This window comes from Phytobacter sp. V91, from assembly GCF_965644225.1.
Taxonomy (GTDB): Bacteria; Pseudomonadota; Gammaproteobacteria; order Enterobacterales; family Enterobacteriaceae; genus CBFFRJ01.
The window spans coordinates 60,366-77,619 of record NZ_CBFFRJ010000001.1 but is presented as its reverse complement, the minus strand read 5'-3'; the positions used below and the strand labels follow the sequence as shown (position 1 = coordinate 77,619).

The 17,254-nt window shown below is 53.2% G+C and carries 20 protein-coding genes; 11 read left to right on the top strand and 9 right to left on the bottom strand.

Annotated features, from left to right (window positions below; all coding sequences use genetic code 11):
* Positions 1-855 (top strand): L-ribulose-5-phosphate 3-epimerase, encoded by an 855-nt coding sequence (locus ACSZO4_RS00365; RefSeq protein ID WP_437886847.1) that lies wholly within the window; start codon positions 1-3, stop codon positions 853-855.
* Positions 855-1,541, top strand: coding sequence for an L-ribulose-5-phosphate 4-epimerase (locus ACSZO4_RS00360; protein ID WP_437886846.1), 687 nt, complete (start codon positions 855-857; stop codon positions 1,539-1,541). The genes ACSZO4_RS00365 and ACSZO4_RS00360 overlap by 1 nt, the downstream gene beginning before the upstream one ends.
* 34 nt (positions 1,542-1,575) lie before the next feature.
* Here the strand turns inward: ACSZO4_RS00360 and ACSZO4_RS00355 are convergent, their stop codons facing one another.
* Complete coding sequence (locus ACSZO4_RS00355; protein ID WP_437886845.1) at positions 1,576-1,848, bottom strand: DUF1471 domain-containing protein; 273 nt, start codon at positions 1,846-1,848, stop codon at positions 1,576-1,578.
* Between the two features lie 342 nt (positions 1,849-2,190).
* Here ACSZO4_RS00355 and rpsF point away from each other — a divergent pair, with 342 nt between their 5' ends.
* The 5 genes from rpsF to ACSZO4_RS00330 all read left to right on the top strand — a co-directional run bounded on the left by rpsF (position 2,191) and on the right by ACSZO4_RS00330 (position 4,721).
* Positions 2,191-2,586 carry a 30S ribosomal protein S6 gene (rpsF, locus tag ACSZO4_RS00350; protein WP_437886844.1) on the top strand — a complete coding sequence of 132 codons (396 nt, stop codon included), beginning with the start codon at positions 2,191-2,193 and terminating at the stop codon, positions 2,584-2,586.
* Positions 2,587-2,592: 6 nt separating this feature from the next.
* Positions 2,593-2,907: a primosomal replication protein N gene (gene priB, locus ACSZO4_RS00345; protein WP_015704181.1), complete on the top strand. Its 315-nt coding sequence runs from the start codon at positions 2,593-2,595 to the stop codon at positions 2,905-2,907.
* Positions 2,908-2,911: 4 nt separating this feature from the next.
* Positions 2,912-3,139 (top strand): 30S ribosomal protein S18, encoded by a 228-nt coding sequence (gene rpsR, locus ACSZO4_RS00340; protein WP_002210155.1) that lies wholly within the window; start codon positions 2,912-2,914, stop codon positions 3,137-3,139.
* A 39-nt stretch (positions 3,140-3,178) separates the two neighbouring features.
* Positions 3,179-3,628 carry a 50S ribosomal protein L9 gene (rplI, locus tag ACSZO4_RS00335; protein ID WP_437886843.1) on the top strand — a complete coding sequence of 150 codons (450 nt, stop codon included), beginning with the start codon at positions 3,179-3,181 and terminating at the stop codon, positions 3,626-3,628.
* A gap of 163 nt (positions 3,629-3,791) precedes the next feature.
* Positions 3,792-4,721, top strand: a complete 930-nt coding sequence (locus tag ACSZO4_RS00330) for a DMT family transporter (protein WP_437886842.1) — start codon at positions 3,792-3,794, stop codon at positions 4,719-4,721.
* Between the two features lie 56 nt (positions 4,722-4,777).
* On the opposite strand, the gene ACSZO4_RS00325 is transcribed toward ACSZO4_RS00330, so the two are convergent.
* Positions 4,778-5,434 carry a LysM-like peptidoglycan-binding domain-containing protein gene (locus ACSZO4_RS00325; protein ID WP_437886841.1) on the bottom strand — a complete coding sequence of 219 codons (657 nt, stop codon included), beginning with the start codon at positions 5,432-5,434 and terminating at the stop codon, positions 4,778-4,780.
* Between the two features lie 232 nt (positions 5,435-5,666).
* Between ACSZO4_RS00325 and fklB the strand changes: the two genes are divergently transcribed.
* Positions 5,667-6,287, top strand: coding sequence for an FKBP-type peptidyl-prolyl cis-trans isomerase (fklB, locus tag ACSZO4_RS00320; RefSeq protein ID WP_437886840.1), 621 nt, complete (start codon positions 5,667-5,669; stop codon positions 6,285-6,287).
* Between the two features lie 297 nt (positions 6,288-6,584).
* Positions 6,585-7,997 (top strand): D-serine/D-alanine/glycine transporter, encoded by a 1,413-nt coding sequence (gene cycA / locus ACSZO4_RS00315; protein ID WP_437886839.1) that lies wholly within the window; start codon positions 6,585-6,587, stop codon positions 7,995-7,997.
* Between the two features lie 63 nt (positions 7,998-8,060).
* Here cycA and ytfE read toward each other — a convergent pair whose 3' ends face one another.
* The 4 genes from ytfE to ACSZO4_RS00295 all read right to left on the bottom strand — a co-directional run bounded on the left by ytfE (position 8,061) and on the right by ACSZO4_RS00295 (position 11,643).
* Positions 8,061-8,723 (bottom strand): iron-sulfur cluster repair protein YtfE, encoded by a 663-nt coding sequence (ytfE, locus tag ACSZO4_RS00310; protein WP_437886838.1) that lies wholly within the window; start codon positions 8,721-8,723, stop codon positions 8,061-8,063.
* 118 nt (positions 8,724-8,841) lie between these two features.
* Positions 8,842-9,813, bottom strand: a complete 972-nt coding sequence (locus ACSZO4_RS00305) for a DMT family transporter (protein ID WP_437886837.1) — start codon at positions 9,811-9,813, stop codon at positions 8,842-8,844.
* Between the two features lie 75 nt (positions 9,814-9,888).
* Positions 9,889-10,713 carry an AraC family ligand binding domain-containing protein gene (locus tag ACSZO4_RS00300; RefSeq protein ID WP_437886836.1) on the bottom strand — a complete coding sequence of 275 codons (825 nt, stop codon included), beginning with the start codon at positions 10,711-10,713 and terminating at the stop codon, positions 9,889-9,891.
* 81 nt (positions 10,714-10,794) lie between these two features.
* The gene (locus ACSZO4_RS00295) at positions 10,795-11,643 is read right to left on the bottom strand and encodes an SDR family oxidoreductase (protein WP_437886835.1); all 849 of its coding nucleotides are present in this window, start codon (positions 11,641-11,643) and stop codon (positions 10,795-10,797) included.
* A gap of 84 nt (positions 11,644-11,727) precedes the next feature.
* On the opposite strand from ACSZO4_RS00295, the gene ACSZO4_RS00290 reads away from it, so the two are divergent.
* Together ACSZO4_RS00290 and ACSZO4_RS00285 are read left to right on the top strand one after the other, a co-directional pair.
* Positions 11,728-12,114: a winged helix-turn-helix transcriptional regulator gene (locus ACSZO4_RS00290; RefSeq protein ID WP_437886834.1), complete on the top strand. Its 387-nt coding sequence runs from the start codon at positions 11,728-11,730 to the stop codon at positions 12,112-12,114.
* Between the two features lie 105 nt (positions 12,115-12,219).
* Positions 12,220-12,906, top strand: coding sequence for a Crp/Fnr family transcriptional regulator (locus ACSZO4_RS00285; protein WP_437886833.1), 687 nt, complete (start codon positions 12,220-12,222; stop codon positions 12,904-12,906).
* Between the two features lie 131 nt (positions 12,907-13,037).
* Here the strand turns inward: ACSZO4_RS00285 and tsgA are convergent, their stop codons facing one another.
* The 3 genes from tsgA to ACSZO4_RS00270 all read right to left on the bottom strand — a co-directional run bounded on the left by tsgA (position 13,038) and on the right by ACSZO4_RS00270 (position 17,196).
* Complete coding sequence (gene tsgA, locus ACSZO4_RS00280; protein WP_437886832.1) at positions 13,038-14,198, bottom strand: MFS transporter TsgA; 1,161 nt, start codon at positions 14,196-14,198, stop codon at positions 13,038-13,040.
* 37 nt (positions 14,199-14,235) lie between these two features.
* On the bottom strand, positions 14,236-14,943 hold the full coding sequence (gene deoD, locus ACSZO4_RS00275; protein WP_437886882.1) for a purine-nucleoside phosphorylase: 708 nt from the start codon (positions 14,941-14,943) through the stop codon (positions 14,236-14,238).
* Between the two features lie 309 nt (positions 14,944-15,252).
* The gene (locus ACSZO4_RS00270) at positions 15,253-17,196 is read right to left on the bottom strand and encodes a bifunctional 2',3'-cyclic-nucleotide 2'-phosphodiesterase/3'-nucleotidase (protein WP_437886831.1); all 1,944 of its coding nucleotides are present in this window, start codon (positions 17,194-17,196) and stop codon (positions 15,253-15,255) included.
* Between the last annotated feature and the right edge of the window lie 58 nt (positions 17,197-17,254).

Below are 17,254 nucleotides of genomic sequence, written 5' to 3'. Positions count from 1 at the left end.
ATGTTGGCAAAACAAAACCCGCTCGGCATCTACGAAAAAGCACTCCCCGCCGGGGAGTGCTGGCGGGAAAGATTGCAGCTGGCGAAAACGCTGGGCTTCGATTTTGTCGAAATGTCGGTGGATGAGACCGATGCGCGGCTGGCGCGGCTGGACTGGAGTGCGGAGCAACGGCTGGCGCTTGTTCATGCCATAGCGGAAACGGGTGTCCGCGTGCCGTCGATGTGCCTTAGCGCTCATCGCCGTTTCCCATTGGGCTGCGAAGATGATGCCGTCCGTAATCAGGGGCTGGCAGTGATGCGCAAAGCCATCCAGTTTGCCCAGGATACCGGGATCCGCGTTATCCAGCTTGCCGGATACGACGTTTACTATCAGCAGGCCAACGACGAAACCCGTCGGCGCTTTCGCGATGGGTTAAAAGCGAGCGTCGAAATGGCCAGCCGCGCGCAGGTGACGCTGGCGATGGAAATCATGGACTACCCGCTGATGAACTCCATCAGTAAGGCGCTCGGTTACGCACACTATCTGAATAACCCCTGGTTCCAGCTTTATCCGGATATTGGCAATCTCTCCGCCTGGGACAATGACGTGCAGATGGAGCTGCTGGCAGGGGTTGGCCACATTGTTGCGGTACATATAAAGGATACCCGTCCGGGTGTTTTCAAAAATGTGCCCTTTGGGACCGGCGTGGTGGATTTTGAACGCTGCTTTCAGACCCTCAGGGAGAGCGGCTACTGCGGCCCGTACCTGATTGAGATGTGGAGTGAAACGGCGGAAGATCCGGCTGCGGAAGTGGCGAAGGCGCGGGACTGGGTAAAAGCCCGGATGGCCAGGGCTGGCATTGTGGAGGCCGCCTGATGCAAAAGCTTAAACAACGAGTGTTCGAGGCGAACATGGATTTGCCGCGCTATGGGCTGGTGACCTTTACCTGGGGCAACGTCAGCGCAATAGACCGGGAGCGCGGGGTCATTGTGATCAAGCCGAGCGGTGTGGCTTATGAGGCGATGACCGTCGATGACATGGTGGTTGTCGATTTACAGGGCAATGTGGTGGCGGGGCAGTATCGTCCCTCTTCGGATACGGCAACCCATCTGGCGCTGTACCGCTGTTATCCAGGGCTGGGCGGGATCGTTCATACCCACTCCACCCATGCGACCGCCTGGGCGCAGGCAGGGCTTGCCATCCCGGCGATGGGCACCACTCATGCTGACTATTTCTTTGGCGACATTCCCTGTACGCGGGGATTAACCAAAAATGAAGTGGAGGGCGAGTACGAGTTAAACACGGGGAAGGTGATTGTCGAAACCCTGGGTGAGCGTAATCCGTTGCATACGCCGGGCGTGGTGGTCTATCAGCACGGTCCTTTCGCCTGGGGCAAAGATGCGGCTGACGCGGTACACAATGCGGTGGTGATGGAAGAAGTGGCGCGTATGGCCTGGATTGCCCGGGGCATTAATCCAGGGCTAAAACCGATTGATGATTTTCTGATGAATAAGCATTTTATGCGTAAGCATGGCCCCAATGCCTATTACGGGCAGAAGTAAGCTGGCCCCGATTTCCTGGGGCCAGGTTCGCTATCTAACGATAAATTTCTGCGCTGGCAAGCTGACGATTATTGCGGCCAGACTCATGCAGCATGGATGCATGGAAATAGTGTGCGCTACGGGCATCCGCATCGTTATTCAACGCTTTTTCCGCTTCATTTGCATGCGCGGCATTATGGTTGATGTAAACCACGCCCAGGCTTTGCACGTCATCCATATTGCGCGCCAGCTGGTCGTTGATTTTGATGGCGGCCGTTGCGCTGGTGCTCAGCAACAGCATCGCCAATAAGATAGTGATTTTTTTCATGGTGTTACGCTCCACAATAACTGACTTTGTCACCGTCAGGTAATGCGTTCGTCCTTGTTCTGGGGTATGGGTAAAGTTTACGCTTCCCGGCTAAAACGTATCGCGACCATTTCTGATGCAGTCGTTCAAAAAATTGCCGTAATGGGTTTGTCTTAAGTTTAATGGCGTAATGGGAACGGGTTTTACGGTTAGTGCGAATTATTTGCGCAATGTGCTTGAGTTTGCCTGGGGAGGTAAGTATTATGGCGCGTCATTTTTCAGCCGACCTTTAACACGTTCCTTGCCTCCATGGGCTTCGGCTGACCCAGACAGGAGGCTGAATAATCCGTAAGGAGCAATTCGATGCGTCATTACGAAATCGTTTTTATGGTCCATCCTGACCAGAGCGAACAGGTTCCGGGTATGATCGAACGTTACACTGGTGCAATCACTGCAGCAGCGGGTACGATCCACCGTCTGGAAGACTGGGGCCGCCGTCAGCTGGCTTACCCGATCAACAAACTGCACAAAGCTCACTACGTTCTGCTGAACGTTGAAGCTCCGCAGGAAGTTATCGATGAGCTGGAAACAAACTTCCGCTTCAACGATGCCGTTATCCGTAGCATGGTAATGCGTACTAAACACGCTGTTACCGAAGCATCTCCGATGGTTAAAGCGAAAGACGAGCGCCGTGAGCGTCGCGATGATTTCGCAAACGAAGCCGCAGATGATGCAGATGCTGGGGATTCTGAAGAGTAATTTCTGATGACCAATCGTCTGGTGTTGTCCGGCACCGTGTGCAGGATGCCCCTTCGCAAGGTCAGCCCATCAGGAATTCCCCATTGCCAGTTCGTGCTTGAGCATCGTTCTGTGCAGGAGGAAGCCGGTTTTCACCGGCAGGCGTGGTGCCAAATGCCCGTTATTATTAGCGGACACGAAAACCAGGCCATTACTCACAGTATAACGGTCGGTAGCGCAGTCACTGTTCAGGGGTTCATTTCTTGCCACAAGGCAAAGAACGGCCTGAGTAAAATGGTTCTGCATGCCGAGCAGATTGAATTGATAGATTCTGGAGACTAGCCATATGGCACGTTATTTCCGTCGTCGCAAGTTCTGCCGTTTCACAGCGGAAGGCGTTGTTGAGATTGATTACAAAGATATCGCAACGTTAAAAAACTACATTACCGAAAGCGGTAAAATTGTCCCGAGCCGTATCACCGGTACTCGTGCAAAATACCAGCGCCAGCTGGCTCGCTGCATTAAGCGCGCTCGCTACCTGTCCCTGCTGCCGTATACCGATCGTCATCAGTAATCGGCCGCCGTCTATTAACGACTTTAAGAGGATAAGGTAATGCAAGTTATTCTGCTTGATAAAGTAGCAAACCTGGGTAGCCTGGGTGATCAGGTTAACGTTAAAGCGGGCTATGCTCGTAACTTCCTGGTACCACAGGGTAAAGCTGTTCCTGCTACCAAGAAAAACGTTGAGTTTTTCGAAGCACGTCGTGCTGAACTGGAAGCCAAACTGGCTGACGTTCTGGCCGCTGCTAACGCACGTGCTGAAGCGATCAATGCACTTGGCACCGTTACCATCGCGTCTAAATCCGGCGACGAAGGTAAACTGTTCGGTTCCATCGGTACTCGCGACATCGCTGACGCTGTAAGCGCAGCTGGCGTTGCTGTTGCTAAGAGCGAAGTTCGTTTACCGAACGGCGTTCTGCGTACCACTGGTGAGCACGAAGTGGACTTCCAGGTTCACAGCGAAGTGTTTGCTAAACTGATCGTGAACGTTGTTGCTGAGTAATTCAGTCACACACGTTGCGTAAAAACGCCGGCCCTGTGCCGGCGTTTTGCTTTTCTGCCTCTCCTCCTCTCACTTCTATATCTATATTTCGCATATCTATTTCTATTCTTTTGCTGTTCCGCGATAATGAAATTTAAAACATGATTTTAAAACTGGGGTCGAGATGGAAACGGTACTCCCTGCACCGCTGTTTGCGCGAAAAAATGCGGCCTTTGCTGGCGCCGCCTTCTGCTGTCTACTCTGGGGCAGCGCCTACCCGGCAATAAAAAGCGGGTATGAAATTTTCCAGATTGCGACGGACGACATTGCGTCTAAAGTTGTCTTTGCGGGCTACCGCTTCCTCTTTGCAGGATTACTGCTGCTGTTTATGCTGATGCAACGCAGACCCATTGGGCGCCTTTCTCCACGTCAGTGTGGTCAGGTTGCACTCCTCGGGGTGACGCAAACTTCTCTGCAGTACGTCTTTTTCTATGTGGGTCTGGCTTTCACCACCGGGGTGAAAGGATCAATCATGAATGCGACCGGCACTTTCTTCAGCGTGCTGCTGGCGCACTTTATCTATCAGAACGACAGGCTCAGCCATAACAAAGCGCTGGGTTGTGCGCTGGGTTTTGCCGGCGTGATGGTCGTTAACCTTAGCAGCGGCTCGCTGGATTTCAGCTTCAGCCTGATGGGGGATGGTTCGGTGGTGATGGCGGCGTTTATTCTTTCTGCCGCTACGCTGTACGGTAAACGGATCTCACAAACCCTCGATCCGATGGTGATGACCGGCTACCAGCTGGCCTTTGGCGGACTGATGCTGACGCTCGGCGGTTATGTTAGCGGTGGGACGCTTACCGTGCATGGCTTATCTTCGGTGCTGATCCTCGGCTATCTGACGTTGCTCTCCTCCGTCGCCTTTGCGTTGTGGAGCGTTTTGCTCAAGTACAACCGCGTGGGCATGATTGCGCCGTTTAACTTTTTGATCCCGGTCTCCGGGGCGCTGTTGTCGGCGATTTTCCTCGGTGAGAATATTTTCGAGTGGAAATATGTGATTGCGCTGGTGCTGGTCTGCTCGGGGATCTGGTGGGTGAATAAAGTCGCCAGACGCTGATCGGTATGAGTTATCCCGGCAGGCAAGGTTGCTGCCGGGAATGCCACAACCCGCTTTTATCGGGCGCGAATAAAGCTACCATCCTGCTGGCGAGTAAACAGAGCGGACTGGCCGTTACTTCCTTCGATGGTCAGCCCGGTCACCACGCCATTGGCGTTCTGGCGAATTTTGACCATCTGGCCGCTCTGCAAGGTGCTCAACGGCTTTCCGTCACCTTCCACTTTGGCCATGGCGTAAACGTCAGTTGGCGGCAGATTGTGATCGCGGAAAACCTGTGCCAGCGTCTTTCCTTGTCCTACGCGATAGCTGCGCCACTGCTGTTCAATCCCGCCAGCAGAAGAGGTGGCGGTACGCTGCGGCGCTGATACCTCTTCCTGAGGTTGTTCCTGTACCGGCTCAGGCTCAAGAGGCACATTCTGTTGCGGCTCATTGACCAGTGGTGCGGAGGGTTGGCTTTGCCCCGATGGAGCGGTTAACACCGGTGTGGTCGGTTGCGACTGCGACTGGATATCTAACTGGGCTTCTCGCCCGACGGCGGTGGACGACGGTGGCGTGTTATCGCCGGAGGGCAGCAGGATACCTGCCACCACCAGCACAAAGGCCAGAATAAGCCCCTTACGGTGCAACGACGGAAGCGGATCGAGAATGCGAAAGTGGTCCGGGGCATGCCAGATTTTCGCCAGGGTAGGTTTCAGTTCAAATCGCCCGGGCATGGCTTTCCTCCTGCTCCGCGTCATTATTTATCCTGTGATATTGAGTATAGCTGGCTAACTCGCTGATCGACTGCGTAATGTGATCTCTCCTGCTATGAAACCAGGAGTAATCTTACCGGGAGTATTCTTTCTGTTTCTCTGCGATTTGTCATCTTTACTGCGACAAAGTTTACCCGTTGCGGCGTGGCTGCTATGCTGCGCGCTACCTTAAAAAGTGATGAAAGGAATACCCATGACAACCCCAACGTTTGACACGATCGAAGCGCAGGCCAGCTATGGCATTGGTTTGCAGGTAGGACAGCAGCTTAGTGAATCCGGCTTACAGGGGCTGTTACCGGAAGCTCTGGTCGCTGGCCTTGCTGATGCTCTGGCAGGCAAACAACCGGCGGTACCGGTGGACGTGGTTCATCGTGCGCTGCGCGAAATTCACGAACGTGCAGATGCGGTGCGTCGCGAGCGTTTTGAAGAGATGGCGGCAGAAGGCGTCAAATATCTGGAAGAAAACCGTGAGCGTGAAGGCGTGAACAGCACCGAATCCGGCCTGCAATTCCGCGTCATTACTCAGGGTGAAGGCAGCATTCCGGCACGGACTGACCGTGTGCGCGTACACTACACCGGCAAGCTTATCGACGGTACCGTGTTTGACAGCTCCGTTGCCCGTGGCGAACCGGCAGAGTTCCCGGTAAATGGCGTGATCGGCGGCTGGATCGAGGCGCTGACCCTGATGCCGGTTGGTTCTAAATGGGAACTGACCATTCCGCACAGCCTGGCCTATGGCGAGCGTGGCGCTGGCGCGTCTATCCCGCCATTCAGCACCTTGGTGTTTGAAGTGGAATTACTGGAAATCCTGTAATCTTCCCGACGCTTTCCTCTCCCTTGCGGGGGAGAGGAAGACAATACTGCGCTAATCATTGGCTTATCGAACTAATTTCAATATTTAATGTTGCCATGCGCAGAATGTGGTGTATTTTTGTGAACTCAATTCCTTCTTTCGAGTGATATGCTGCTCACTTTAAACAAATTTTTAACATCATCCTGAATTCAGAGTATTCATCCCGCTAATTCTTACCTAATATCGTTGCGTCCGAGAAAGGGCGAATGACGTCATTAAAGGCCAGAAGAGCCTCAACAACACAGACAGGAAATAAACATGGTAGATCAGGTAAAAGTCGCGGCCGATGAAGAGGCTTCGACTGAACAGTCACTCCGGCGTAATCTAACAAACCGACACATCCAGCTTATTGCTATTGGTGGTGCTATTGGCACCGGGCTGTTTATGGGATCGGGTAAAACTATCAGCCTCGCCGGCCCGTCGATCATTTTCGTCTATATGATCATTGGTTTTATACTGTTTTTCGTCATGCGTGCGATGGGTGAATTGCTGCTGTCGAATCTGGAGTACAAATCTTTTAGCGACTTCGCCGCCGACCTGCTTGGCCCGTGGGCGGGGTACTTTACCGGCTGGACCTACTGGTTCTGTTGGGTGGTAACCGGGATGGCGGATGTGGTGGCGATCACCGCTTATGCCCAGTTCTGGTTCCCAGGGCTTTCTGACTGGATTGTGGCGCTGTCGATTGTCGCCATCCTGCTCAGCCTGAACCTCGCCACGGTGAAAATGTTTGGCGAGATGGAATTCTGGTTCGCGATGATCAAAATTGTGGCCATTGTGGCGCTGATCGTCGTAGGGCTGGTGATGGTACTGACCCATTTCACCTCGCCGAGTGGGGTAGAGGCCTCAGTTGCGCACCTGTGGAATGACGGCGGCTGGTTCCCGAAAGGGATTAGCGGCTTCTTTGCCGGTTTCCAGATTGCAGTCTTCGCTTTTGTGGGCATTGAGCTGGTAGGCACCACGGCGGCGGAAACCAAAGATCCGGAGAAATCGCTGCCGCGCGCCATTAACTCTATTCCGATTCGAATCATTATGTTCTACGTCTTCGCACTGATTGTGATTATGTCAGTGACGCCGTGGAGCTCCGTCGTGCCGGATAAGAGCCCGTTTGTGGAGCTGTTCGTACTGGTGGGCCTGCCTGCCGCTGCCAGCATCATCAACTTTGTGGTCCTGACCTCGGCGGCGTCTTCCGCTAACAGCGGCGTCTTCTCCACCAGCCGTATGCTGTTTGGGCTGGCGCAGGATGGTGTTGCGCCGAAAGCCTTCGGTAAGCTCTCTAAGCGTGCGGTACCGGCGAAAGGGCTGACCTTCTCCTGTATCTGCCTGCTGGGCGGCGTGGTGATGCTGTATGTGAACCCCAGCGCGATTGCCGCGTTCACCATGATAACCACCGTCTCGGCCATTCTGTTTATGTTTGTCTGGACCATTATCCTTTGCTCTTACCTCGTCTACCGTAAGCAGCGTCCTCAGTTGCATGAAGCGTCAATCTATAAAATGCCGCTGGGTAAAGTGATGTGCTGGGTGTGCATGGCGTTCTTCGTCTTTGTGCTGGCACTTCTGACCCTCGAGCAGGACACCCGCGAAGCGCTGATTATCACGCCGCTGTGGTTTGTGGTGCTGGGTCTGGGCTGGATGGTTGTTGGCAAAAAGCGTCTGCAGAAGCAGGAGAAATAAAAAAAGAGCCGCTTCGGCGGCTCAGAATGACTTCCATGAAACAGGCGCTCTCGGGCGCCTTAATTAATTTCCGGCGAGGGCACGCGGAAACAGAACGTTGTTTTCCAGACTGATGTGTTCCATCAGATCGTCAATCAATTCATTAATACCGTTATACATGGCTTTCCAGGTGGTGCAGGCTTCCGCTGGCGGCGTGACGTTATCGGTGATGTGTTTGATCACCTCCAGTAGCTCGCCCGCTTCATCATGTTCACTCTCCATCACGTTAATGGGGCCGGATGCCTGGCTGCCCATCCCTTGCTTTATCATCGGAAACAGGATGCGCTCTTCTTTCATCATGTGGCTGGTGAGTTCGTCGTGCAGCATGGTCAGGTATTTGGTCAGTCCCTTCGGCACGTTCGGTTTAGCGGCGTGCACCCGTTCCACTTTGGTGGCCTGTAAAATCAGCTCCGGCAACTGCTCGCGGTGACGGTCGTGGTAGCGCACGATGATATGGTCAATGATTTCGCCCAGAGGGGTAACGCGCCAGTCCTTTTCTACGGGGTGTTCGGCAAGCGTCGCCAGTTGCGCTTCAATAACGCTAACATCCAGCGCTTTGCGCGTAGCCGCGCGCTCCAGTGTCTGTTTACCGCCGCAGCAGTAGTCCATATCGTATTTACGAAACAGCGCTGACGCACGCGGAATGGAAAGCGCCAGTTCACCTAAGGGTTGGTCACGGAAAGCCATAGCAGTTACCTCATCAGCCAGATTTATAAGATGTATTTTAAATGCATCTTTATGGCGATGATATACCCCTTTTGGATAAGAGGGAATGCATTTAGCCGCTCCGGCGGGAGCGGCGGCTTCAGGAAGAGGGGTCGGAAAGCGAGATGACAGCCGGTTTAGTCGGTTTCGCCCGTACTGCCATTACCACGCCGATAACCAGCAGAGCAATACCGCAGAGCGTCAACCCAGGCGGCATCGACTGGCGCAGCATAAAGGTATAAAGCAGGCCGGCGAGGGTTTCAAAGACGATCAATGGCCCGAGGATAACCGTCGGTAGTCGCTGGCTGGCGACGTTCCAGCACAACGCGCCTACCCATGAACACAGTACTGCAATAGCAAACATCAAACCGATAAATACCCATGGGCGCGGGCCAAAGGGCTGGGGAAATTCAGGTTGCTGAATATTCAGCCACAGACAGGCCGCCGCGTAGCCTGCCAGCGAGACCGGCAGTGTGACCAGCGCCTGCGCGGTGGCCCACATCATCGGGTTTTTATCCGGATTTTCGCGCAGCCAGCGGGCGTTACGCAGGGCATACCAGGCCCAGCAGCCCACGGATACCAGCACCAGGGCAATACCTGAGCCGTAGCGCCACCAGGAGAAATCGGGCAGCCCGCCACGCAGTTCAGCAATATTGACGCACACCAGCCCGGCAGTAATACACAGCAGCGCTGGCGCAAGTCTTGCCCAGGAGAGCTTACCGTCGCGCTGGCTGTAAAGCAGGTTCGCGCAAATCGGGATCACCACCGGCAGCGTGGCGATAATCATCGTCGAAACAGGAGCCCCGGTGCGCTGAATAGCGCTGGCGAGACAGACGTAATAGATTAAATTGCCCATCATGGTCAGTGCGAGCGCATCAGACCAGTCACGACGGCTAAGCGTGCGCAGACGCTGGCGACCCAGCCAGGCGAGCGGCAGCGCAATCAGCCCCAGCGCAAGATAGCGCCCGGTGGACTGTAATGCCGCCGGATAGTCAGGAACAAGCAACGGGCCGACGAAAATCAGCCCCCACAACATGCCCGCGAGCAGGGCATACAACACACCACTAATCATACTTCCATCCATATTGACGGTTTACGCGAGCAGTGTAGAAAGCCCCTGGCGCGGAATATTGTACGAGATTGCGCATTAGCGCCGGGTAACCTGCTTTTGGTAGCGCACTGGGGTAATGCCGTAGCGGTGGGTAAAGGCGCGGGTGAGGTGGGATTGATCGACAAGGCCGGTCGCGGCTGCCACTTCGGCGGCGGGCATTCCCTGGGTGAGGAACCCCTTCGCCCGCCAAAGGCGGATAGCCATCAGCATCTGGTGCGGCGTAACGTGATAGTGGGCTTTGAACTGGCGCTGAAAATGATACGGGCTGAGTGAGGCGACTTGCGCCAGCTCGTCCAGCGTCAGAGTGTGCATATAGTTATCATGCAGGAATTCGCGCACGCGGTCGAAACGGTGGGCACCTTCCCGATAAACCGGCGCGTGGCGAGCCAGCGGGCTGAAGGTGTCGATAAGATCCAGCAGCAGCCCTTTTTGCGCCAGCGGGTCGTCGCTATGCCAGAGACCATGGATAAGACCGCAGATTTTCTGAGTACGCAGCGGGTCGTGACGCATCACATCGCTGAACCACCAGTGGCGAATATCCGTCACCTCCTCGAGTAACGAGGGATCGAGGTAGATCATCCGGTAGCGCCAGCCGTCGGCGCTGTCGGCTTCACCAGTGTGCAACTCGTCCGGATTCATGGTGACCACCGAGTTTGTGGGGGCGACATACTGAGCGCCGCGATAGCGAAAGCGTTCGGCACCGGCTTCAATTGCGCCAATGCCAAAGGCTTCATGGGTATGCGGCTCGAAGGCGTAGCGGGAGATATGGGCGTGATAAAGCTCGACGCCTGGTACCTGGGCCAGGTGGCGAAAACGCGCACTGTCTCTCTCGTCGTCAAACTGCTCTGGTACGCCTTGCACTCTTCGTCTCCGCCATGGCCATCAGCACATTATTAAGGATGGCCCGGCGGCATGCCACAAAAATTAACCAGCATGTAACAGTTACAGAATACCTTTGATGCTCCCGGCAATCGGCGTGGTCGGGCGGCCAATCAGCTTGCTTAAGCTATGGCTGTCGTCAAACAGACCGCCTTTTGAGGCGCCGATATCGGAATCGGCAAGCAGGTTAGCGAACACATCCGGTAGGCCGACACCTTTTAGGGCGGCGGCAAAATCGGCTTCGCTCAGATTCTGATACACCACGGTTTTACCGCTCTGTTTGCTCAGTTCAGCGGCCAGTTCGCTCAGCGTCCAGGCTTCATCTCCTGCCAGTTCATACACTTTGCCAGCGTGACCCTCTTCGCTCACTACGCGAGCGGCGGCGGCGGCATAGTCGGCACGGGTAGCAGAAGCGATTTTGCCTTCTCCCGCAGCACCGATAAACACACCGTGAGCAAGGGCCGCTGGCGCGCTGGCGAGGTAGTTTTCGCTGTACCAGCCGTTACGCAGCAGGGCGAACGGAATGCCGGATTCCGCCAGCATTTTCTCGGTTTCAATATGTTCAACGGCCAGGCCCAGCGGGGATTTATCCGCATGCAGCAGGCTGGTGTAGGCGATAAATTTAACGCCAGCGGCACGGGCCGCGTTAATGACGTTGCGGTGCTGGGTTGCACGCTGACCGACTTCGCTGGAAGAGACCAGCAGCAGTTTGTCGACCCCACTCAGGGCGGCAGTCAGCGCGGCTTCGTCATTGTAATCACCCTGGCGGACAACAACGCCCTGTTGCGTTAAGGCCTGCGCTTTCGCCGGGTTGCGAACAATGGCGACTAATTCGCCAGCAGGAACGGTTTTTAACAGGGCTTCGACAGCGAGTGCACCGAGTTGGCCGGTAGCGCCGGTAATAGCGATCATGAGGAATCTCCTTCGTGTTTGTCTTGTGTTGTGGCACACTAGCACCATAACTAACTTTTAGTAAGTACGTACAAAAAGGTAAGTATGAAAAACACCAGTCCGACCCTGAGCGAGCAGATGCGCGACGGTAATCTGTTTGCCGAGGATTGCCCGTCACGGGAAGTCCTGAAACATGTGACCAGCCGTTGGGGTGTATTGATTCTGGTGGCCCTGCGCCACGGTACCCACCGTTTCAGCGATTTACGCCGCAAGATGGGCGGCGTGAGTGAGAAGATGCTGGCGCAGTCGTTACAGGCGCTGGAGCAGGATGGTTTTATCAACCGCATCTCTTACCCGGTGGTGCCGCCACATGTGGAGTATAGTCTGACGCCGCTCGGCGAGCAGATCAGTGAAAAAGTGGCCAGTCTTGCCGACTGGATTGAGCTGAATCTGCCGCAGGTGATGGCGATGCGGGGCGAGCGCGCCGCCTGAGGAATGGACGGATGACGCTATCTGAATGGCAGCAGCGTTAATGGCATACCCGGCCTGATAACATACGGTTACCCGTTAGAATTATCCTGAAAAAGAAAATTATCCATGCAGCTTAAACCACTGGCAAAAGGTCGTTTTCATAATATCTGGCAGCAGGATGATGCCTTTATTGAGAAGACATTCCGTGAACTGCTCTGCGAAACCCAACTTATCAACGAGGGGGATTATCTCTATCGTCAGGGGCAAGTGGTCGATCGTCTGTTCATGGTGGAGTCAGGCCGAATATCTCTACGCTACAGTGCTGAGAATGGTCGACGTTTCCAACTGGGTACAATGGAATGTGACGAAAAACTGTTTGGTGAGATGGAATTTTTTACCGGATATCGTTGCCAGCTTGATGTTGTTGCACAAGAGCCTCTCGCTGTAGCAGTGTGCAGCTGTGAACGGCTGGAGGCAGCGCTGAATCAGCACCCAAAACTGGCTATCTTTTTTGCCAGCGCAATGGCAGTCGATTATCAGGATACGCTGGAAATCTTCCTGCACCGAATGCTCTACCCGATTGCGCATAACATTGCCTATGACCTCTATCGCCAGCATCAAAATAAACAACCGATGGACGGTTTCAGTAAGAATTACCAGGAAGCGGAACGATTTGGCACGACAGACCGCGTATATCGCCGTGCGGTGAAAACGTTAATTGATGCTGGTCTGGTGATACGCACAAAACAGGGGCTGGAAATTAAGGATTTAGACGGGTTGCGACAGTTTCTGGGTAACGACTCCTTTGATTAAACGCCACCGTTATTGCTAATAATGCTGACGTTTTTTTATGTAAAGCATCTGCGGTGAAAACGTACTGATCAGGTTGAAGTTCTGTCCTCATCCTGTTGCGCGCCCTGCCCGCAGGGGGAAGGGCGAGGGTGTCAGATGTCTTTACGCTTAATTTTTAACGTGCCAATCAGCATAATAAAAATAATCAGATACAACGCCGGTATTGAATACATAATTTTCTGTATCCCTATTGTTTTTTCCATTAATGCGCTAATAGCAGGGCTGAACATGGCTCCTGCGCTACCGCTAATCAGGATGTATGACACATTCTGACTGCTGGCTCGTTTAACAAATGAAACACCATAGGCAATAAAAGAGTTATATAGCGCGGCACACACAAACCCATAGCTGTAAGCCAGATAATCAAGCCTGGAGAGGCTTTCTTTGGTTACAATAACGGTTGTAATAATGCAGGCCAGCAGGATAATACTCAAAAGGAAATAGTGGATTTTAACGCGTGCAACAATACCGGTTGACACCAACGCTCCCACCAGTGCGGCAGCCCAATACTGGGTAATGATATTACCGGCCTCTTCAAACGGAATACCAAACTTGTTTTTTACGAACAATGGCGCCCAGGTCAGGAACGTATAAAGTGCCAGCATCCCTAAAAACAGACCGATCCCTCCGCTAATAATGCCCAGGTTCCATTCTGACTTAACCGGCTCCGAACTGTCCGACGTTGGCGTGGATTCACAGGGATCAAAACGCGTTAGCATTACAATCCCCAGAGTCAGCAATGCGACGATGCCCACGCTCAAATAACTGTAACTCCAGGACATGTTATGCGTGAGAGCAAAGGTTGTGACCAGCGGGAAGACAACGCCGGCAACGTTAAACGTCGCATCCTGAACCACCAGCAACGTACTTTGAATTCGGGCCTGCCAGACAGAGACCACAATGGTTCCCGCAACGCACAGACCGATGCCGCCACAGAAGCCGACTAACGTCATTGCCACCATAACCAGCCACAGACCTGTACTCAGGTGCATCGCCACAGCGCAAAGAAAAACAATGGTATATATGATGAGCGTCATGCGCTTTACACCAACTTTCTCAATTAAGAAAAAGGCGGCAATAGTACCTGCCAGCGCACCTCCGTTGAGTAATGAGAATATGGAGGCAACAGCGTTAATGTCTGCGTTATATTGCTGGGATATTGGCTCAATCAACATACCAAACTGGCTGGCAAACCCTGCCATAATGAAATTTGCCAAAAAACTAATTAGCGTCAGTGCAATTTTATTTTTCATAGACAAACATCCCTGATTACGTTGAGAGCGAGGCGAACTATGCGGTAACCGCAGTATTCAGTGCCAGCTCAATCATACTGTTGAATGTTAGCTGGCGTTCTTCCGCTGTCGTTTCTTCACCCGTCAGGCAGTGGTCGGAAACCGTCAGAATTGCCAGCGCTTCGATGCCAAACTGATGTGCCAGGGCATACAATCCAGCGACTTCCATATCCACACCCAGGACACCAAACTTTTCCAGTGCAGGGATTAAATTGTCATCAGGATCGTAATAGAGGTCGCCGCTGAAAACATTTCCTGCTTTGACTTCAATTCCCGCATTTTGTGCCAGCGACCAGGCTTTTTGTAATAGGGGAAAATGAGCTGAGGTTGCCATAGAATAGCCTGAGCTGCGTTTTAAATTGGTTACCGAATCGGTTCCGGCAGCGACGGCGAGAATAATATCGCGCATTTTTATATTTTGCTGCGTGGCCCCCAGGCTGCCAACGCGAATAATACGTTTCACACCGAAATCATGCACTAACTCATGAGCGTATAACGTCATTGACGGAATACCCATGCCGTGTCCCATTACTGAAACAGGTTGCCCTAAATAGAACCCGGTATACCCCAACATATTCCGCACATTGGTTACTTCCTGGTAATCCATAAAATAATTTTCGGCAATAAATTTCGCCCGTAACGGGTCTCCTGGCATAATAACCGTTGATGCAAAATCATCCGCGTTGGCATTAATGTGTGCAGTCATATTGATTCCTGAATGTCTTATATTGACGATACACTGGGATTGTAAACTGACGCAGAAAGAGGATTGAGGACAAAAGTCCTGCTCAAAGGATCGACCTCTCATTTTGAACACTGGCCACGGTTTTCCGCTTAGGGCAGGGAGGTTTGAGGTACAGGTTATGACATGTGGTAGCACTGCGCGAAGTGGGGATGATCGACCTGGAAAATGGGTCGATCATCATGGGCGAAGGATGTTAAGAAGCGTTCATCCGGTGCCCCAACATCTGTCTACCCTCTCTTTGGAGCCTACAAGAGAGGGGGCGTTCACCGCTTACTTACTCAAATCCACCTGATAGAGCGCAAAGCCAATCTCATCATCGCCCACTTTCTTCATCGGGTACTGCGCTTTCTGTTTAATAAACGCCGCCGCTTTTGCTGAAGGCGAGGTTTCAAAGCGAATATCCAGCGGTGTGGTGCTGTGAATCGGGGCCAGACGCCAGTTGTTATCTGCCGCCGGGTGAATTTCACCTGCACGGGCTGACTCATCACTGATCCATTTGGCCAGCACCGCCCGGTTCTCATCCGGTGACGCAAACGCGATATGGCTGTCGCCGGTTCCCGCAAACTTGCCGCCGTAGGCGCGGTAGTTATTGGTTGCCACCAGGAACACCTGGTTCGGATCAATAGGTTTACCGTTGAAAGTAAGATCTTTGATGCGTTCCGCCTGCGGATTTACGCTCTGGCATTCGCCGTCGTAGCGGGCAGGTTGCGTCACATCAATCTGGTACTTCACCCCGTCGATCACATCGAAGTTATAGGTGCGGAAGGTTTCCCAGTTGAGTAATGACTGCGGCTTGCTGCTGGTGGGATCGATTTGATTGAACTGCCCGGCAGAGCACTCCAGCCACTCTTTTACCTCTTTGCCGGTGGCTTTAACCACTACCAGGGTGTTGGGGTAGAGGTAGAGATCGGCGGCATTACGGAAGGTGAGCTGACCTTTTTCCACTTCCACAAAACTGGCCGGATCGTTTTTACGTCCACCTGCTTTAAAGGGAGCGGCAGCCGAGAGAACAGGCAGGTCAGCCAGATCCGGATCGCCCTGAATAAAGTGTTTCACATAAGCGGTTTGCGCATTGTTAACCACTTGCACGGTGGGATCGTCCTGCACCAGAGACAGGAAGCTGTACATGTTGTCAGCTGACTTGCCAATAGGTTTGCCGACAAACTGGCGAGTGGCATCGTGGTCGTGCTTAAGGATCTCCACCAGCTTACTGTCTTCAGCCACCAGCGGCTTTTTAGCCGCGGCGTCATAAATTGGCCGCGCTTCGGCTTTTGAGGCGGTTACCTGCCACTTTCCGCTGTCGTTGCTCAGCGCCAGGTCCACCACGCCCAGATGATCCCCCCACATGCCCGGCATGACCGAAGGTACGCCGTTGAGTGTGCCTTTTTCGATATCCGCCCCTTTAATGGCGGCAAAATCTTTCGACGGGAAGACGGCATGGGCATGGCCGAACAGGATGGCATCCACCCCTGGCACTTCGCTTAAGTAGTAAACCGAGTTTTCCGCCATCGCCTGATAAGGCTCTGAGGAGAGGCCGGAGTGAGCTACCACCACGACCAGATCCGCCCCTTTTTCACGCATTTCCGGGACGTATTTTTTCGCGGTTTCGGTGATGTCATTGACGGTGACTTTGCCGCTGAGATTAGCTTTATCCCAGACCATAATCTGTGGCGGGACAAAGCCGATATAGCCGATTTTCAGCGTCTGCGGTTTGCCCTCTTTATCTGTCACCTGGGTCTCTTTAATCAGATATGGTGTAAAGAGCGGTTGTTGGGTTTTGACATCAATAATGTTGGCATTGACGTAGGGGAACTTGGCTCCTTCCAGCGCCCGGTGCAGGTAATCAAGACCGTAATTAAACTCATGGTTACCGAGGTTGCCGACCGCATAATCCAGCGTATTCAGTGCCTTGTAGACCGGATGAATATCGCCTTTTTTCAGCCCTCTGGCCGCCATATAATCACCCAGCGGGCTGCCCTGAATTAAGTCGCCGTTATCCACCAGCACGCTGTTTTTGACTTCACTTCGGGCGGCATTGATCAGGCTGGCGGTGCGCACCAGGCCGAATTTTTCCGTCGCAGAATCTTTGTAGTAATCAAAGTCCATCATGTTGCTATGCAAATCAGTGGTTTCCATAATACGTAAATCCACTGTTGCAGCCTGCACGCTGGCGGCAATCAGCGTAGCAAGAAGCGTTGCGCTAAACTTAATCATCAGAAGTGTCCTTTTTTAGATCTGATTCACAAAAGAAAATGATATGTACATTTTGTTG

Coding starts and splice junctions, on each gene's coding strand:
- ACSZO4_RS00365 (WP_437886847.1), top strand. CDS start 1: ATGTTGGCAAAACAAAACCCGCTCGGCATCTACGAAAAAGCACTCCCC.
- ACSZO4_RS00360 (WP_437886846.1), top strand. CDS start 855: ATGCAAAAGCTTAAACAACGAGTGTTCGAGGCGAACATGGATTTGCCG.
- ACSZO4_RS00355 (WP_437886845.1), bottom strand. CDS start 1,848: ATGAAAAAAATCACTATCTTATTGGCGATGCTGTTGCTGAGCACCAGC.
- rpsF (WP_437886844.1), top strand. CDS start 2,191: ATGCGTCATTACGAAATCGTTTTTATGGTCCATCCTGACCAGAGCGAA.
- priB (WP_015704181.1), top strand. CDS start 2,593: ATGACCAATCGTCTGGTGTTGTCCGGCACCGTGTGCAGGATGCCCCTT.
- rpsR (WP_002210155.1), top strand. CDS start 2,912: ATGGCACGTTATTTCCGTCGTCGCAAGTTCTGCCGTTTCACAGCGGAA.
- rplI (WP_437886843.1), top strand. CDS start 3,179: ATGCAAGTTATTCTGCTTGATAAAGTAGCAAACCTGGGTAGCCTGGGT.
- ACSZO4_RS00330 (WP_437886842.1), top strand. CDS start 3,792: ATGGAAACGGTACTCCCTGCACCGCTGTTTGCGCGAAAAAATGCGGCC.
- ACSZO4_RS00325 (WP_437886841.1), bottom strand. CDS start 5,434: ATGCCCGGGCGATTTGAACTGAAACCTACCCTGGCGAAAATCTGGCAT.
- fklB (WP_437886840.1), top strand. CDS start 5,667: ATGACAACCCCAACGTTTGACACGATCGAAGCGCAGGCCAGCTATGGC.
- cycA (WP_437886839.1), top strand. CDS start 6,585: ATGGTAGATCAGGTAAAAGTCGCGGCCGATGAAGAGGCTTCGACTGAA.
- ytfE (WP_437886838.1), bottom strand. CDS start 8,723: ATGGCTTTCCGTGACCAACCCTTAGGTGAACTGGCGCTTTCCATTCCG.
- ACSZO4_RS00305 (WP_437886837.1), bottom strand. CDS start 9,813: ATGATTAGTGGTGTGTTGTATGCCCTGCTCGCGGGCATGTTGTGGGGG.
- ACSZO4_RS00295 (WP_437886835.1), bottom strand. CDS start 11,643: ATGATCGCTATTACCGGCGCTACCGGCCAACTCGGTGCACTCGCTGTC.
- ACSZO4_RS00290 (WP_437886834.1), top strand. CDS start 11,728: ATGAAAAACACCAGTCCGACCCTGAGCGAGCAGATGCGCGACGGTAAT.
- ACSZO4_RS00285 (WP_437886833.1), top strand. CDS start 12,220: ATGCAGCTTAAACCACTGGCAAAAGGTCGTTTTCATAATATCTGGCAG.
- tsgA (WP_437886832.1), bottom strand. CDS start 14,198: ATGAAAAATAAAATTGCACTGACGCTAATTAGTTTTTTGGCAAATTTC.
- deoD (WP_437886882.1), bottom strand. CDS start 14,943: ATGACTGCACACATTAATGCCAACGCGGATGATTTTGCATCAACGGTT.
- ACSZO4_RS00270 (WP_437886831.1), bottom strand. CDS start 17,196: ATGATTAAGTTTAGCGCAACGCTTCTTGCTACGCTGATTGCCGCCAGC.